15 protein-coding genes and 1 pseudogene are annotated in these 16,809 nt (G+C 63.3%); 10 read left to right on the forward strand and 6 right to left on the reverse strand.

The annotated features are described in order from the left end of the window. The first annotated feature begins 247 nt into the window (after positions 1 to 247). The 3 genes from shiA (at position 248) to HWY05_RS20635 (ending at position 3,464) form a co-directional block, all read left to right on the forward strand. The gene (shiA, locus tag HWY05_RS20625; protein WP_176059407.1) at positions 248 to 1,567 is read left to right on the forward strand and encodes a shikimate transporter; all 1,320 of its coding nucleotides are present in this window, start codon (positions 248 to 250) and stop codon (positions 1,565 to 1,567) included. Positions 1,568 to 1,921: 354 nt separating this feature from the next. Next, positions 1,922 to 3,325: an OFA family MFS transporter gene (locus HWY05_RS20630; protein WP_176059408.1), complete on the forward strand. Its 1,404-nt coding sequence runs from the start codon at positions 1,922 to 1,924 to the stop codon at positions 3,323 to 3,325. A 10-nt stretch (positions 3,326 to 3,335) separates the two neighbouring features. Continuing rightward, on the forward strand, positions 3,336 to 3,464 hold the full coding sequence (locus tag HWY05_RS20635; RefSeq protein WP_035555857.1) for a hypothetical protein: 129 nt from the start codon (positions 3,336 to 3,338) through the stop codon (positions 3,462 to 3,464). 56 nt (positions 3,465 to 3,520) lie between these two features. Here HWY05_RS20635 and HWY05_RS20640 read toward each other — a convergent pair whose 3' ends face one another. Next, a complete protein-coding gene (locus tag HWY05_RS20640; protein WP_035555855.1) occupies positions 3,521 to 3,946 on the reverse strand; it encodes a DUF3830 family protein in 426 nt (141 codons plus the stop codon). 518 nt (positions 3,947 to 4,464) lie between these two features. Continuing rightward, positions 4,465 to 5,156: pseudogene (locus HWY05_RS20645) on the reverse strand (AraC family transcriptional regulator). A gap of 184 nt (positions 5,157 to 5,340) precedes the next feature. Here HWY05_RS20645 and HWY05_RS20650 point away from each other — a divergent pair. Beyond that, on the forward strand, positions 5,341 to 6,342 hold the full coding sequence (locus HWY05_RS20650; protein WP_035562845.1) for a LuxR family transcriptional regulator: 1,002 nt from the start codon (positions 5,341 to 5,343) through the stop codon (positions 6,340 to 6,342). 235 nt (positions 6,343 to 6,577) lie between these two features. Here the strand turns inward: HWY05_RS20650 and HWY05_RS20655 are convergent, their stop codons facing one another. The 4 genes from HWY05_RS20655 to HWY05_RS20670 form a co-directional block, all read right to left on the reverse strand. Next, positions 6,578 to 7,102 (reverse strand): transferase hexapeptide repeat family protein, encoded by a 525-nt coding sequence (locus HWY05_RS20655; protein ID WP_035555853.1) that lies wholly within the window; start codon positions 7,100 to 7,102, stop codon positions 6,578 to 6,580. A gap of 66 nt (positions 7,103 to 7,168) precedes the next feature. After that, positions 7,169 to 7,561, reverse strand: a complete 393-nt coding sequence (locus HWY05_RS20660; protein ID WP_176059409.1) for a nuclear transport factor 2 family protein — start codon at positions 7,559 to 7,561, stop codon at positions 7,169 to 7,171. A 9-nt stretch (positions 7,562 to 7,570) separates the two neighbouring features. Continuing rightward, a complete protein-coding gene (locus HWY05_RS20665) occupies positions 7,571 to 8,356 on the reverse strand; it encodes a glucose 1-dehydrogenase (protein WP_035555849.1) in 786 nt (261 codons plus the stop codon). 72 nt (positions 8,357 to 8,428) lie between these two features. Beyond that, positions 8,429 to 9,307, reverse strand: a complete 879-nt coding sequence (locus tag HWY05_RS20670) for an alpha/beta fold hydrolase (protein ID WP_176059410.1) — start codon at positions 9,305 to 9,307, stop codon at positions 8,429 to 8,431. Between the two features lie 227 nt (positions 9,308 to 9,534). On the opposite strand from HWY05_RS20670, the gene HWY05_RS20675 reads away from it, so the two are divergent. The 6 genes from HWY05_RS20675 (at position 9,535) to dmpG (ending at position 16,378) form a co-directional block, all read left to right on the forward strand. Beyond that, on the forward strand, positions 9,535 to 10,326 hold the full coding sequence (locus tag HWY05_RS20675; RefSeq protein WP_176059411.1) for an SDR family oxidoreductase: 792 nt from the start codon (positions 9,535 to 9,537) through the stop codon (positions 10,324 to 10,326). A gap of 127 nt (positions 10,327 to 10,453) precedes the next feature. Beyond that, positions 10,454 to 12,028, forward strand: coding sequence for a DUF1302 family protein (locus HWY05_RS20680; RefSeq protein WP_035555845.1), 1,575 nt, complete (start codon positions 10,454 to 10,456; stop codon positions 12,026 to 12,028). A 110-nt stretch (positions 12,029 to 12,138) separates the two neighbouring features. Beyond that, on the forward strand, positions 12,139 to 13,530 hold the full coding sequence (locus HWY05_RS20685) for a DUF1329 domain-containing protein (protein WP_176059412.1): 1,392 nt from the start codon (positions 12,139 to 12,141) through the stop codon (positions 13,528 to 13,530). A 99-nt stretch (positions 13,531 to 13,629) separates the two neighbouring features. After that, on the forward strand, positions 13,630 to 14,412 hold the full coding sequence (gene dmpE, locus HWY05_RS20690; RefSeq protein ID WP_176059413.1) for a 2-oxopent-4-enoate hydratase: 783 nt from the start codon (positions 13,630 to 13,632) through the stop codon (positions 14,410 to 14,412). Between the two features lie 34 nt (positions 14,413 to 14,446). Beyond that, on the forward strand, positions 14,447 to 15,343 hold the full coding sequence (locus HWY05_RS20695; RefSeq protein WP_176059414.1) for an acetaldehyde dehydrogenase (acetylating): 897 nt from the start codon (positions 14,447 to 14,449) through the stop codon (positions 15,341 to 15,343). Between the two features lie 9 nt (positions 15,344 to 15,352). Beyond that, positions 15,353 to 16,378, forward strand: coding sequence for a 4-hydroxy-2-oxovalerate aldolase (gene dmpG / locus HWY05_RS20700; RefSeq protein ID WP_176059415.1), 1,026 nt, complete (start codon positions 15,353 to 15,355; stop codon positions 16,376 to 16,378). The last annotated feature ends 431 nt before the right edge of the window (positions 16,379 to 16,809 follow it).

A 16,809-nucleotide genomic window follows, 5' to 3' on the forward strand; every position in this document is an offset into this window, starting at 1 on the left:
CACGCGGGAATCGCCGATGGTTCGCCCCCGCCGTTCAAACGCTCGACACTCGGTCCACGCTCGGTGTAAACGCGCAAAACGCGCGCTATGCGCGCAGTAGCGTCCGATAATCGCGCAATTTGCCTTCAATGCGGATTGTGAGATCTGTCGCGCATCATTAACCTTCGGGGAAATCCTGCCATGTGACAACCGCGGCCACGCCGCCGGCCACCTCACAGCAGCTCGAAAGTTTCCAGGAGACACCGTCATGAGCACTACCCTTCCGACGGCCGCGCCGGCCGATAACCGCACGGCACGCAGCCAGGCCCGCAAGGCCGCGCTCGGCAGCTTCATCGGCGCCGTGGTCGACTGGTACGACTTTCTGCTGTACGGCATCGTCGCCGCGCTGGTCTTCAACGCTGAGTTCTTTCCGAAGGTCAGCCCGGCGATGGGCACGCTCGCCGCCTTCGCCACCTTCGGCGTCGGCTTTCTGTTCCGGCCGCTCGGTGGCTTCGTGTTCGGTCATTACGGCGACCGGCTCGGACGCAAGCGCATGCTGGTGCTCACCGTGATGATGATGGGTTTATCCACCGCGGCAATCGGCCTGCTGCCGTCCTTCGCAACGATCGGCTGGTGGGCGCCGGTGCTACTCGTGACCTTGCGTGCGATTCAGGGTTTCGCGGTGGGCGGCGAATGGGGCGGCGCGGCGTTGATGGCGGTGGAAAGCGCGCCGGAGAAGAAGAAGGCCTTCTACAGCAGCGGCGTGCAGGTCGGCTACGGCGTGGGCCTCGTACTGTCGACTGGGTTGATCGCGATCATCAGCCGCTCAATGGACAACGCGTCGTTCCTGAACTGGGGCTGGCGCCTGCCGTTCCTGTTCAGCGTGGTGCTGGTGCTAATCGCACTGTGGATCCGCTCGAGCATGGAAGAGTCGAAGGAGTTCGTCGAGAAGGTCGGCCAGCACGGCGAACGCAGCGTGCGTCTGCCGATCGTCGAAGCGTTGCTGCGGCATCCCAAGGCGTTCCTGCTGATCATCGCGCTGCGTCTGGCCGAATTGTTCACCATGTATATCGTGACCGCGTTCGCGCTGAACTACTCGACCGCGAACCTCCACATGCCGCGCGAATTCTTCCTCACCATCGGCCTGCTGGTCGGCGCGCTGAGTTGCGTGACGATTCCGTGCTTCGCGTTGCTCGCGGACCGCTTCGGGCGTCGCCGCGTGTATATGATCGGTGCGCTGATCGGCATGCTGAGCGCGGTGCCGTTCTTCCTCGCGCTCGAAGCGCGCGCGACGGTCTGGATCGTGATCTTCGCGGTGATGCTCGCGAACGTCGCGCACGACATGGTGGTCAGCGTGCAGCAGCCAATGTTCACCGAGCTGTTCGGCACCGAGTACCGCTATAGCGGCGCGGGCGTCGGCTATCAGGTGGCGAGCGTGGTGGGCGGCGGCTTCACGCCGTTCATCGCGGTCGCGCTGGTCAACTTCGCGGGCGGCTCGTGGCATCCGGTGGCCGCGTATCTCGCGGGCGGCTGCCTGATCTCGGTACTTGTTGCCGCAAAAATGAAGACGGGACGCGGCGTCGCCTGAGTTTCTCCTTTTCACTGTCGAGCCGGGCCGGCGTGGCGTTATTGCCACCGCCGGCCCGTTTGCTTTGGGCATCCGGTAATGCGTTCCGCGGGTTTCTACCGCGCGCCGCCGCAATTCGACAGATTACGGTCGCATTTCACCAGGCTAATGCCTTATGTCTTTCTATCTCATATTGCAAACGCATACTTCGCGACCTATCGTTCCACGAAGCGGGTCCGCTCCAGGATTTGCCTACGTCATATGAAATACAAATACATATATTGACGCCCTACAACCCTGTAATTTTTACGCCGTGAGACCTAAAGCATTCTGTATGGCAGCCGATAACAAAGAATTCGTAACTGGAGACCGACCATGAGTAGCATCACCGAGCCGAGCGGGAGTTCAGGCTCTGCCCCCTTCTTTTCCAAACAGGCCACCGTTGCGAAACCGGGTTTTTCGCGCTGGATGGTTCCGCCCGCAGCACTCGCTGTCCACCTTTGTATCGGCCAGGCGTACGCGTTCTCCGTGTTCAACGGACCGCTGACCAAAGTGATCGGCATCACGCAATCCACGGCCGACGACTGGACGCTGACCTCGCTCGGCTGGATCTTTTCGCTGGCGATCGTGTTCCTCGGTTTGTCGGCGGCGTTCGCCGGCAAGTGGCTCGAACATGTCGGCCCGCGCCGCACGATGTTTACCGCGGCGTGCTGCTTCGGCGGCGGCTTCCTCGTGTCGGCGCTCGGCGTGCATCTGCATCAGATCGCGTTGCTGTATCTCGGCTACGGGGTGATCGGCGGCATCGGGCTCGGGCTCGGTTACGTGTCGCCGGTGTCGACGCTGATCCGCTGGTTTCCGGACCGCCGCGGCATGGCGACCGGCATGGCGATCATGGGCTTCGGCGGCGGCGCGATGATCGCCGCGCCGTTGTCGGTGGCGTTGATGAAGCACTTCCAGAGCGCGACCAGCATCGGCGTGGCCGAGACCTTCGTGGTGCTCGGCATTGCGTATTTCATCTCGATGTCGATCGGCGCACTCGCGATCCGCGTGCCGCCGGCGGACTGGAAACCGGCCGGCTGGACGCCGCCCGCGACCAATCAGAAAAAGATGATTTCGCGCAATCACGTGCACATCGATCAGGCGTTGAAGACGCCGCAGTTCTATCTGATCTGGCTGGTACTGTTCCTGAACGTGACGGCCGGCATCGGCATTCTCGGCCAGGCGTCGGTGATGATTCAGGAGAGCTTCAAGGACACGGTCACCGCGTCCGCGGCCGCCGGTTTCGTGGGCCTGCTGTCGCTGTTCAACATGAGCGGCCGGTTTGTGTGGGCGTCGGCGTCGGACTGGATCGGCCGTAAGAACACCTACTTCATCTTCTTCGCGCTCGGCGCAGTGCTGTATTACCTGGTGCCGGGCTTCGCGGCATCCGGCCAGATCGCACTGTTCGTGCTCGCCTACTGCGTGATTCTGACGATGTACGGCGGCGGCTTCGCCACGGTGCCCGCGTATCTCGCGGACATGTTCGGCACGGCGTTCGTGGGCGGGATTCATGGCCGTCTGCTGACGGCGTGGGCGGCGGCCGGCGTAGCCGGTCCGGTGCTGGTGAACTACATCCGCGCGTATGAAGTGGCGCACGGCGTGGCCAAGGCGGATGCCTACACGATGACGGTTCACATCATGGCCGTGCTGCTGGTGGTCGGCTTCGTCTGCAATCTGCTGGTCAAGCGTGTGGACGACAAGCACCACATGACCGACGCACAACTCGCCAAAGGCGCCTGAGGAGACTCGCATGTCGACCATTCAAACCGCGCATCCGACCAACAAGGGCAAGCTCGCCGTGTTCTGGTTGTATGTGACGTTGCCCCTCGCGTGGGGCGTGTTCAACACGCTCACGCAAGCGATGAAGCTGTTCCACTAAGTCGCGTTCCGGCGCCCCGCGTTTTCACACGCGGGGCGTTGTGCTTTATCGCGCGTTCAGATCTTCTCGAACAGCACGTCCTGTGCGCCTTCCCACAACACCTTGGTGCCGAGCTCACGCAGCTTGTCCTGTCCTTCGACGATGGTCAGGAAATGGTTGCCCGCGAGCTGCCCCATCTTGCTCGCGAAACAGCACGAGCCGTACGCGAGAATGATCTCGGTTTCGCTATAGCCGCCGGGGTAAAACAGAATGTCGCCAACCGACGGATGGCTCGTGTGATTCTCGAAGCCGACCGCCGCGCCGTCGTTCTCGAGTTTGAAATCGCCGAGCGGCACCCAGCAGCCTTCGCCGCTCCAGCGCACGTGAATGATCTTCTGACGGTACGGCAGCAGCTTCAGAAAAGCGGCGACGGTTGCCGGCGCGTCGGGATGAGTTTCGGCGGTAAAAACGTGGCCGCAGGAGGTGATTCGGAGTCGGGTCATCGCTAGATATCCGGTGAGACGGTTGATGAAAGGGTCGGTCGGACGCAGGCAAAGGGGCCATGCTGCAGGCGGCCTATTCTGTCGTCCGATGCAAGGCTTCGACAGATACAGTTGCCCGCCATCTGGTCAGGCCAGTTGGACCAGTTGACGCGACCTGTCCGCTATGCGGCCTAAATCGTGGGACGCCCGCCCCATGCCAGCTTCAAGCATCCTCGGCCACGAAAGTTCGTAGTTTGCAAGCCGCGCAATGCACAGCACACTGCGCAAGGTGCGTGATTACCCTCAGGACGATTCATCGGCTTGCTTGCCCCGGTGAGCGACCCACGGCCCGCCGCCACACTCATGGCGGCAGCGCGGTGCGGCAGCGCAAAATCGTCATGCCGCCCGGCGGCGACACCGGTTGATAGCCGGCGCCTTCAACTAGTGTACTTAAGCGTCGGCGGCGACCCGGACTTTGTCTGCCGGCCCGCCGGAACGCCGGCCCGCTGGTCACCCCTGCCGCCGCGCAATCCGTACCATCAGCCGCGCAGCCGGTAAGCAAGCGGCGTCACGCCGTAGCCACGCTTGAACTGCACGGAGAAATGACTGGCGTTCTCGAAACCAACCGCAAGAGCAATCTGCAGCACAGTCTGATCGGTGGCGCGCAGCAGTCTCGCCGCTTCCTCGAGCCGTAAACGCGTCACGAACTGATGCGGCGTCTCGCCGGTCTCGCGGCGAAACACCCGCGCAAAATGAAAACTGCTGAACCCGGCCTGCGCGGCCAGTTCGCTGATCGCCAGATCGCCAGATCGCCGACGAGGTTCGCGCGAATGTAGTCGGTCACACGGCGAATCCGCCGCGGCACCAGCGCGACGCTGTCGATCAGGCTGCGCTCGATATGCAGGTGAACGGTCGACAGCGGCGCGTCGCTGATCGAGCGCCAGCGCCGCGAGATCGGCACGGGCGGCACGAACCAGACGTCGCCCACCCGCAGATCCGCGCTCTCCCAGCGTCCGTTCAGATTGCGTTCGAGATGCTCGGCGCCGCTCGCGAGCCTCATCGGCGTGAGGTCCTGCAAGCCGGGCGCCTCCAGCAGTGCCTGCTCGTTCGGTTCGAGATACGAGCGCAACACCCGATGCCGCCACGGGCGGTCGACGCTCGACACCAGGTTTTGGCCCGCCATGTAGCGATCGTCGGCGAGCGTCGTTGTCAGCTTTGGAATTCGTGCCATGACGTCTATTCCCAGGAGGTGCCGTATGCCAATGAAAGAAGCCCGCCACACCCGAGTTGCCGGTCAACTATCGGAGCAAGAAATCAAAAATGATAGCAAGGAACCGGCTACCGTAATTTTTGGAAATAGCTAATCATTCAGGTTGTCGTCTTTCACGCGTTTCGAACGCTGGAGCTACCGTTTCATGGAACACGAATGCGATGCGCTGCCGCATTGGCTGACCGGCTCGCCGTCAGGCGAAACCGGGCATACGCCGGCGGCATACAACTCCGTGGTGTCCGCACAACCGGCTTACCCGGCCGGCACGCGACAACCCGGAAAGTCGGCCCACGCGGCCGAAGCACCCAGGGCGTCAAGCCGTACCGCGGCAGGCGCGGCGCCCACCGGTTTTCTCACGCTCTTCACCGAAGAGGAGATCGGCACGCCCTCGCCCGCCGCACGGCGAGCGGCGCCGGTCATCAGTCCGCTGGTGCGTTTTGGCAGTGCGCAGGACCGCATTGAATTTGTGCGGCAGCGCATCAAGCAACTGGGCTTCGATTCGTTCAGCTATACGGCTACGCGCACGTCGGCGCATCACAAGACGATGTTCGTGCTGACGAGCTACGAGTCGCAGACCTGGCTCACGCGTTATTTTCGCGAGCGTTATTTCGAGCTCGATCCGCGCGTGGCGTCGGCGTCGCCGACCGGTCTGCCGTTCCTCTGGAATACGGCCGACATGCGCGCCGACCTGCCGCGCGCGCAAATGCGCAGCGAGCGGCTCGGCGGTTTGATCGACATGCTGGAGGCAACCGGCCGTAAAAGCGGGATTCTCACGCAGATGCCGCTGCCCGAGCCGGAGCTGTCCGCCAGCCTGTGCTTCAACGCGGAGATCGGCAACCCGCGCTGGATGACCGAGTCGATCGTGGCCGAAACGCTGATGTTCGCGCACACGATCCACGAATTCATCTGGACGCACGCGAAGAGTGTGATCGGCCTCGCGCCCGAGCAGCAGCGGCGCGTGACGCTGAGCGAGTTGCAGCATGCGGTGTTGCGGGCGGTCGTGCAGGGGCAGCGGGACAAGGAGATCGCGTATTTCCTTGGACTGTCGCCGCATAACGTCGACTACCATTTGCGCCGCTTGCGGCAGTTGTTCAACGTGCGCAACCGCGTGCAGTTGATCAATGTCGCGCAGGGCTATGTGTCGTAGGGGCAGGCGTCGGGTGGAGACCAGCAGCGCAGCAATAAAGTACTGAAGCAGTAAAGCAGTAAAGCAGTAAAGCTGAAGCAGGTAGAGTCGCGGCCGGCCCGATTGGCGGGTCGGCCGCGGCGAATTCGCCGGACACTGGCAGCAAGGTGCCCGGCCGCAAAGCCGCGCGTTCAAAGCGGCAACACGTAGCACGCCCATTTCGCGCGGCATGCGCGCAACACAGAACCGCGCGCCGTCACACCACTTCGCGCAGCGTGCGCAAACAGTCCGCCGCGAGTTGCTGATACATCCGCGTTCCCGACGACTTCGCACGAATCTCCTCGTCGCTCAGCAGGCGCGCCACGCGCCCCGGCACACCCGCCACCAGCACACGCGGCGGCACCCGCCAGTCCTTCTTGACGAACGCGCAGGCCGCCACGATGCTGGCCTCGCCAACCACCACGCCGTCCATCACCACCGCGTGCATGCCGATCATCGTATTCGGCTCGAGCGTCGCGCCGTGCACGATCGCACCGTGACCCACATGGCTGTCGACGCCGAGCCAGCAGTGGTTATTGACGCCCGTGTGCAGCACGCAACCGTCTTGCACATTGCTGCCGCGCTCCACCACCACCGCGCCGAAATCGCCGCGCAGGCTCGCGAACGGCGCGATATAACAGCACGCGCCGATCGTCACGTCGCCGATCAGTACCGCGTTGGGATGCACATACGCGGACGGGTCGACGCGCGGCCGCTTGCCGTTGAACTCAAAGAGCGCCATGGCGTGAATGCGGATGTGAATGCCGGTGTGGGTGTGAACACGGACCTGAGCGCATAAGCCCGCGCATCAAGCCGCGCGCTCCGTCAGGTGATAATCGTCGGCGCCCCAATACGCGCGCATGCGCACGATCTTGCCGGCGGCGTCGAAATCCATCACGTCGGTCACGTCGATATGAGCGGGCTGCCCGTCCTGCGTCGCGATATGCACGCGAAAGCTGATCGACGCGCTCTGGCCATGCGAGCCGCGCGGCGGCGCCATCAGTTCGAGCCGCGCGCCCACCGAGGTCGCGTACGCGTAGAACGCGTCGACCTCACTGCGGCCTTCCTTGAGCGGCGTGCCGACCGGATCTTCGATCGTCGCGTTATCGGCGAACAGCGCCGCGACGCGCGCGGCGTCGGCCGCATTGAACGCTTCGATATAGTCGAGCAGACGCGCCTTCATGGTTTCGCTGGTGTTCATCCGTCCTCCTTAGCGCGCGGTGTAGCCGCCGTCGATCACCAGTTCCGTGCCCGTCACATAGCGGCCGGCCGGCGACACCAGATACAGGATGCCCGCCGCGATATCCTGCGGATCGCCGATCTTCGCGAGCGGCACGAGCGTTTTCATATGCGCGAAAATCTGCTCCGGGTCGCCGAGTTTGGCGAAGGCTTCTTCGAGCAGCGGCGTGCGGATAAAGCCGGGGTGCACGGAATTCGCGCGAATGTTCTGCGTCGCGTACAGCATCGCTTCCGTCTTCGCCATCAAACGCACCGCGCCTTTCGACGCGTGATACGCGGGCACGTCCGGTCCGCCGACCAGCCCGTACATCGACGAGAGATTCACGATCGACCCGCCGCCCGCGGTCAGCAGGTGCGGAATTGCGTACTTGGTGCAGAGGAACACGCCGGTCACGTTCACGTCGATGACTTTCTGCCATTGCTGCAGCGTCATTTCGTGCGTCGGCAGATTCGCGCCTTCAATGCCCGCGTTATTCACCAGTGCGTCGAGCCGGCCGAAGCGCGCGGCGATTTCGCCGAACACGCGCTGCACGTCGTTTTCCTGCGTGACGTCCATCTTCCAGAATGCCGCCTTGCCGCCCGACTCGTTGATCTCGGCGACCAGTTGCTCGCCCGCTTCCGTCAGCACGTCGAGCACCGCGATAGCCGAACCGGCCGCCGCCAGCGTGCGCGCCGTTTGTGCGCCGATGCCGCGCGCGCCGCCGGTGATCGCGGCCACCTTGCCGCTCATGTCGAACAGTTGATGGGGAAATGCCATACCGTCTCCTTCGTGTTGTAGTGGGATTGCCCGGCGCGTTGAACTATGCAGCGCCGCAGCCTGCAGGATGCCTCAAGCGGCGCGCCTGTCCGCGAGAAATTCCAGACATTCGCGATTGAAGTACTCGCGATGCTCGACCATCACCCAATGGCCGCAGCGATTCATCAGCACAAAGCGCGCGTCGGCGCAGTGTTCGAGAAAACGCATCGCGCCGCTGGCCGGATTGAAGCGATCGTCGCTGCCCCAGAAACCGAGCACGGGACATTGCAGTTCGGCGAGACGTCCGGTGAGATTCGGCACGCGCATGGTCGACAGCACTTCGGGCGGCTGTTGTTCGCACACGCGCAGGCGTTCGTCGACCAGCGCGTCGGTCACGAGGCTGCGGTCGTACACCAGCATTTCGAGCAGTTGACGCAGGGTCAACCGGTTCATCTGCCGGTTCGTGAACAGCGACACCATCTTCTGGATGCCGTCCATTTTGAAGTACGTTTCGCGCTCTTCGACACCGCCCGGCGCCATCATGATCAGACTGTCGACGTCGTCGGGATAGTCGAGCGCGTATTGCAGCGCGATCGCGCCGCCGAGCGAATTGCCGAGCAACGTGGCGCGGCCGATGCCGTTGGCGGTTAGTTGCGCGCGCAACGCTTTGACGAAGAAGTCGAGCGTATAGAGCGCGTCCGAAGGTTTCGACGACGCGCCGTAACCCGGCAGATCGACCACGATCGCCCGATGTCCGGCCGCGGCGAAACGCGGGTAATTGTGTTTGAAATTACTGAAGCCGCTTGCGCCGGGTCCGCTGCCGTGAATGAACACGACGGGCGCGCCGCTGCCGGCTTCGAAGTGATGGAGCGTGAGGCCGCCGGGCGCCTCCGTGAAAATCCCGACGGGCGCTTCCGAAGGCGTGTGGGCTTTCGGTGTGGCTTCCTGGAAGCCGGTGGGCGTTGCGGTCATGCGCGCTTGTCTCCTTCGACCGGGCTCGGCGCTCCTGCGCCTACTGCGGTCCATGCAACACGGTTGCGGTCTCGCGCCGCGCTCTCCGGCGCGGCCGATGGTAGGAACATCACCAGCGCAACCATCATCGGCGCGCGGGCGCGCGTCGGCATCGTCTTTTCAGACTACGAGGCGCCGCCGCATTTCTCCTACCATCGGCCCCACACGAACGAATGGAGACAGCGGCAATGACGGGATTCGATTACAGCGGCAAGGTCGTGCTGGTGACGGGCGGCACGAAAGGGATCGGCGCAGGCATCGCGCAGGCGTTTGTCGAAGCAGGCGCGACGGTTTATGTGTGCGGACGCACCGATGCACACGCACCCGATTTAGCCTCCCGTTTCATCGCCGCCGACGTGCGCGACATCGACGCGATCGACGCCCTGCTCGCGCAGATCGAACACGAAACCGGCCGCCTCGACGTGGTGATCAACAACGCGGGCGGCGCGCCGTTCGCACTCGCCGCCGACGCCTCGCCGCGCTTCACCGAGGCGGTGATCCGCCTGAACCTGCTCGCGCCGCTGCAACTCGCGCAACGCGCTAACACACGCATGCAGCGGCAAAGCGAAGGCGGCGTGCTGCTGTTCATCGGCAGCGTGAGCGGCTTGCGTGCGTCGCCCGGCACGGCGGCTTACGGCGCGGCCAAAGCGGGCCTGCTCAACGCGGTGCGCTCGCTCGCCGTCGAATGGGCGCCGAAAGTGCGCGTCTGCGCGGTGAGCCCGAGTCTGGTGGAAACCGAAGCCGCCACCAGCGGCCACACCGGTTCGTCGGCGGCGGACGCGCACAACGCACTCGCCGGCATTACCGCGACGATTCCCGCCGGCCGCCTCGCGCAGCCCGCCGATATCGCGTCCGCCTGCCTGTTCCTCGCCTCGCCGCACGCGACCTACGCATCGGGCAGCAACCTGATTCTCGAAGGTGGTGGCGAAGTGCCGGCCTTTCTCGCCGCGAGCGGCCAGCTTCGCCAGTCGACCGCGTAAAGCACACGCGCACACAGCCTGCGTCCCCCAGGACAAGCGACTAGTCCGTTTTGACGATTCCCGCCCCGCACGTGGCCCCTAACCTCTGATCACAACAAATTTCAGACGTGACCACAGAGGAGACAGGATGCAGATCAACGGAACACAGGAGCGCGCACCGGCACTGCGCGCGGTGTGCGCGGCATGCAAACTCGCCATGCTGACAGCGGCGACGCTAACCGTCGCACCCGCTTACGCGGGCGACACGGTCAATCTCGGCGTCGACACTACGCTCGATTACACCTTCACGCTCGGTTACGGTCTGGGCATGCGCACGCGTGCGCCGAGCGGCAATCTGCTGACGCCCGCGAACATCAACGGCGACGACGGCGACCGCAATTTTGGCAAGAACAAGCTGATTGAAAACCAGGTGAGCGTGCTCGGCGAAGTGAACCTGAAGCACGACGACTGGGGCGTCTTCGTCCGCGCCGACACGTTCTACGATCAGGCGTATCAGCACTCCAACTACAACGACGCGCCCGGCACCGTGAATCACGGCGGCGTGTACAACAACTTCACCGAACAGGCCAACTACTGGGCGGGCGGCCGCACGCAACTGCTCGCCGCTTACGTCTACAACACCTTCAAACTGGGCGGCACGAGCCTGAACGTGAAGGTCGGCGATCAGGTCGTGGCGTGGGGCGAGAGCGTGTTTTTCCCGAACATCGCGGGCGCGCAAGGCCCGGCCGACGCGACCAAATCGTTCGTCGCCGGCGCGGAAGTCAAAGACATTCTGTTGCCGGTGCCGCAGATCTCGACGCAATGGCAGATCGCGCCGAACTTCAGCCTGCTCGGCTACTACCAGTTCTCGTTCCAGCCCAATCAACTGAGCGCGCCGGGCAGCTACATGAGCTATTCCGACGTGGTCGGCCCGGGCGCCGAATACATCATCGGACCCGGCGGGGTGCAGATCCCGCGTGCTCCCGACAGTCGTCCCGGCAATAGCGGCCAATGGGGTCTCGGCGCACGCTGGCGAGTACTCGGCGACACCGAGATCGGCGCTTACTACCTGCACTACAACGACATGAATCCCAGTGTCGTGACGACGTACTTCCCCACGCTGTCGTATCAGGAGAAGTTCTTCGACAACATCAAGCTCACCGGCCTGAGCTTCTCGACCGATCTGAACGGCGTGAACGTCGCGGGCGAAACCTCGTACCGCCAGGGCGCGGCCGTGCTCGTCAACACGCCGCTCGGCGCGCAGTCCACGCGCGGCGACGTCTGGCAATCGAACCTGTCCGCGATCTATTCGATCGGCCCGACCTTCCTCGCCGCCTCGCAGACGCTGGTAGGTGAAGTCTCGTATGTTCACGCCGGCAACATCACGCCGCTGCTCGGCTCCACCACGCTCGCCAACACGCGCAATGCCGCTGCGTTCGAGGTGGCCTGGACGCTCAGCTACAAGAACGTTTTCAACGGTTGGGACGTCGACGTGCCGCTCACCTACTCGGACGACTTCACCGGCAAGTCGTCGCTGGCCGGCGCGCTCGGTTCGATGACCGGCGTGGGCGACCACCGCGTGACGGTCGGCGTGACCTTCACGCGCCTGAGCAACCTGCAGCTCGCGCTGGTCTACGCGAAGTTCCTCGGCACGCCGGACCCGGTCAACCGTCCGCTGGCCGATCGCGACTACGTGCTCGCCACCGCGAAGTACTCGTTCTGACCGTTCTGACTTTAACGCGCCGGCCCGCGTCGTCAACATGACGCGCCGGTGCGTCAGAACCTGCATCACCCTTTGAATCAGCCGTCTTTTTACTGCAAGAGGATTTGGTCATGAGTCGAATTTTCAATCCCGCCCTGCGTGTCTGCGTGTTCGCCGTGGGCGCCGCGCTCGCTGCCTCATTAGGCGCCCCGTCGTTCGCCAAAACCAGCCCGGAAGATCTCGCCAAACTCGAAGGCCCCCTCACGCCGATGGGTGCCGAACGCGCGGGCAACGCCGACGGCACGATCCCCGCGTGGAGCGGCAAATGGTTCGGCACGCCGCCAGGCGTCGACTATAAAGCGGGGCAACGCTTCCCCGATCCGTATGCGAGCGAGAAGCCGCTCTTTGTGATTACCGCGCAAAACATGCAGCAATACGAAGCGCGTCTGACCGACGGCGAAAAAGCGCTGCTGAAGAAATATCCCGACACGTTCAAGATTCCGGTCTATCCGAGCCACCGCGACTTCAGCTACGGCGACGCCGTGTACAAGGACATTCGCCAGTACGCGCCGAACACGACGATGACGAAAGACCAGAACGGCCTGAAGGATTTTCCGCCGGTCACGCCGTTCCCGGTGCCGAAGAGTGGCGTGGAAGCGATGTGGGATCTGCGCTTCGCGTCGGCGATTGAAGGCGAAACCGCGACCTACGACCAGGCGGTCGTCTATCCGGACGGCAATATTGCATGGGGCAAGGTGCAATACGCGATTTACGGGCCGCGCAGCGCGGACCATTTCGATCCGAAGAATGCACTGAACGCGAAGAGCTTCTTCCGTCAGACCACCATGTTGCCGCTGTCCGACCGCGGCACGATTATCACCGGCTATGAAATGTGGGACCAGGAAGGCTCCGACACGCGCCGTACCTGGTCATATAACCCCGGCACGCGACGCGTGCGCCAGGCGCCCGAATTCGGTTTCGACCAGCCCGAAGGCCCCGGCGGTTTCCGCACCGTCGACGACGACCGCCTGTTCAACGGCTCGGGCGAACGCTACGACTGGAAGATCGTCGGCAAGCGCGAGGTCTACGTGCCGTACGACAACTACAAGCTGATGGACCCGTCGATCAAGTACACCGATCTGCTGACCAAGGGTCACGAGAACACCCAGTACATGCGCTTCGAACTGCATCGCGTGTGGGTATTGCAGGCGACGCTGAAGTCCGGCTATCGCCATCAATACGCGAAACGTGTGCTGTATCTCGACGAAGACACATGGAATGCCGTTGCCGCCGACAACTACGACGCACGCGGCACGCTGTGGCGCACGAACCTCGCGCCGACGCTGTATGCGTTCGACGCCAGGTCGTTCTATTCGACTGCGGTGTTCTATCACGATCTGATTTCGGGCGCCTATTACGCCGACCGTCTGTCGAATCAGGAACCGATGCCGGTGCTTACGCGCGGCTCGCAACTGACCGAAGCGTACTTCTCGCCCGACGCGATTCGCGGCGCGGGCAATTAACCCCGCCTGCGCTTTCGGGCGCATGGGAGCCGGGCCGTTGCGACTCAGTTCGTGTGTGACGCCAACGGCCCGCTTCTAACCCAGCCATTCAACACTGCGATGACCTCGACCCTTCACGCCGAACTCGGCGACACGCTTTATCGCGCCTGGCTCGACCGCGCGCCGATCGCACCGTTCTCCGCGCGCGCGGACGGCTTGCCGCTCGCCGACGCTTACCGGGTGCAACAGCATTTCATCGCGCGCCGGATCGATGCGGGCGAGACCGTCATCGGCAAGAAGATCGGGCTGACGAGCGCGGCCGTGCAGAACATGCTCGGCGTTCATCAGCCGGACTTCGGCATTTTGCTGTCGGGCATGCACTACGTCGCCGGCGAGGCGATTCCGATCGACACGCTGATCGCGCCGCGCGCCGAAGGTGAAATCGCGTTCTACCTGAAACACGATCTGCGCGGCCCAGGCGTGACACGCGAGGCCGTGCTCGCCGCCACCGACGCCGTCGGCGCGTGCTTCGAAATCGTCGATTCGCGGATTCGCGACTGGGCGATCCGCATTGGCGACACGGTCGCCGACAACGCGTCGTGCGGCGTCTACGTGCTCGGCCACGAACGCGTATCGCCCGACGCGTTGGATCTCGCCGCCTGCCGCATGACGCTCGACAAAAACGGCGCGCGCGTCGCGGAGGGCGTCGGCGCCGCCGCGCTCGGCCACCCCGCCGACGCCGTCGCGTGGCTCGCGAATACGCTCGGCGAACTCGGCGTGCCGCTGCTCGCCGGCGAGGTCGTGCTGTCGGGTTCGCTCGCGGCGTTGATTCCCGTTGCTGGCGGCGACGTGCTGGAGATGCATATCGAAGGCATCGGCGGTTGTTCGGTGCGCTTCGTCTGATTGCTTGACCGTCTTTCACTAAAGGATGCATTGAATGAGCAAGATCAAATGCGCGTTGATCGGGCCCGGCAACATCGGCACCGATCTGCTGTACAAGCTGCGCCGCAGCGCGGTGCTCGAACCGGTCTGGATGGTCGGCGTGGACGCGGCGTCCGAAGGTCTCGCACGCGCCCGCGAGCTGGGATTGAAGACCACCGCCGACGGCATAGACGGCTTGCTGCCGCATCTCGCCGCCGACGACATCCGCATTGCGTTCGACGCCACTTCCGCCTACGTCCACCGCGAGCATTCCGACAAGCTGACCTCGCGCGGCGTGCGCGTGATCGACCTGACGCCTGCCGCAATCGGCCCGTTCTGCGTGCCGCCGGTGAACCTTGCCGCGCAGAACGACCAGCAGGTGATGAACGTCAACATGGTGACATGCGGCGGCCAGGCGACCATTCCGATGGTGCATGCCGTGTCGCGTGTGCAGCGCGTGGTGTACGGCGAGATTGTCGCGACGGTGTCGTCGCGTTCGGTCGGTCCCGGCACGCGCAAGAATATCGACGAGTTCACCCGTACCACGTCGCTGGCGATCGAGCAGATTGGCGGCGCGGCGGTGGGCAAGGCGATCATCGTGATTAATCCGGCCGAGCCGCCGCTGATCATGCGCGACACGATTCATTGTTTGACCGAGAGCGATCCCGACGTCGACGCGATCACCGCGTCCGTGCATGCGATGGTCGATGAAGTGCGCCAATACGTGCCCGGCTACACGCTGAAAAACGGCCCCGTATTCGACGGCCGACGCGTTTCCGTGTTCATGGAAGTGGAAGGTCTCGGCGACTACCTGCCCAAATACGCCGGCAATCTCGACATCATGACCGCCGCTGCCGCGCGCACGGCGGAAGTCTTCGCCCAACAGATGCTCGCCGCATCCACCACCGCCTAAGGAGCGACCATGTCATTAGCAGGAACGCGAATTACCGTACACGACATGACGTTGCGCGACGGCATGCATCCGAAGCGTCATCAGATTTCGCTGGACCAGATGCGCGGCATTGCGCGCGGCCTCGATGCAGCCGGTGTGCCGTTGATTGAAGTCACGCATGGCGATGGCTTGGGCGGTGCGTCGGTGAATTATGGTTTTCCGGCGCATACCGACGAGGCTTATCTGAGTGCGGTGATTGCCGAGTTGAAGCAGGCCAAGGTCTCCGCGTTGTTGATACCGGGCATTGGGACGGTCGAGCATTTGCGGATGGCGCACGATCTTGGCGTGCATACGATACGGGTGGCGACGCACTGTACCGAGGCGGATGTGTCCGAGCAGCACATTGGGTTAGCGCGCAAGCTTGGCATGGATACGGTTGGTTTTCTGATGATGGCGCATATGTCGCCGGCTGGGGAGCTGGTTGCGCAGGCGAAGCTGATGGAGTCGTATGGGGCGAATTGCATCTATATCACCGACTCCGCGGGGCATATGTTGCCCGACGATGTGACTGCGCGGATTAGCCGGGTGCGCGAGGCGTTGCGTCCTGAGACTGAGCTTGGGTTTCATGGGCATCACAATCTCGCGATGGGCGTGGCGAATTCTATTGCTGCTGTGGCTGCTGGAGCTAATCGGATTGATGCGGCTGCCGCCGGGCTTGGGGCTGGGGCGGGGAATACGCCGATGGAAGTGTTTGTCGCGGTCTGCGAGCGGATGGAGATTCATACCGGGGTGGATGTGTTTCGCATCTCCGATGTGGCTGAGGATCTTGTTGTGCCTATTATGGATTCGCCTATTCGGCTTGATAGAGATGCGCTGACGCTTGGGTATGCTGGGGTTTACTCGTCTTTCTTACTTTTTGCTAAGCGGGCTGAGGCTAAGTATCGGGTTCCTGCCAGGGATATTCTGGTTGAGCTTGGGAGGCAGAGGCTCGTGGGGGGGCAGGAGGATATGATTGAAGATACGGCGCTTACGCTTGCTAAATTGCGGGCGGGTTGAGGTGTTTTGCCTGCGCGGCGCTTCTTGTTTGTGCTCTCTGTGGTGTTGGCCTTTCCTTGTGTTGTTAGTGGTCTATTAGCGATCCCCCTGTGCGGGGGGGCACCTACTTTTCTTTGCCTGCCGCAAAGAAAAGTAGGCAAAAGAAAGCGGCTCACACCGCCAGCTCTTAAGTGGGTTTCGTGGTTTACCACCGGTAGTGGTGCATCTGGAATCCGTGCCCCCGCACACTCCGCGCTCGTGACACAGCAGTCATTCATCCCGCGTCGCGCTACGCGCTCGCGGAACGGTCGGCTTTGCAACACTCGGCTCGTTTTCGCGCGGCGGGGGCCCTCGGCTTCGCCTCGGCTAGATGCCCAGACTGATTGCCGAATCAGGTGCCACCACCGGTAAAGACCGCCGATTTGACGAACAGGCGCCACGGCGCGCGAAGC

The organism is Paraburkholderia sp. BCC1876, assembly GCF_902833695.1.
Taxonomy (GTDB): Bacteria; Pseudomonadota; Gammaproteobacteria; order Burkholderiales; family Burkholderiaceae; genus Paraburkholderia.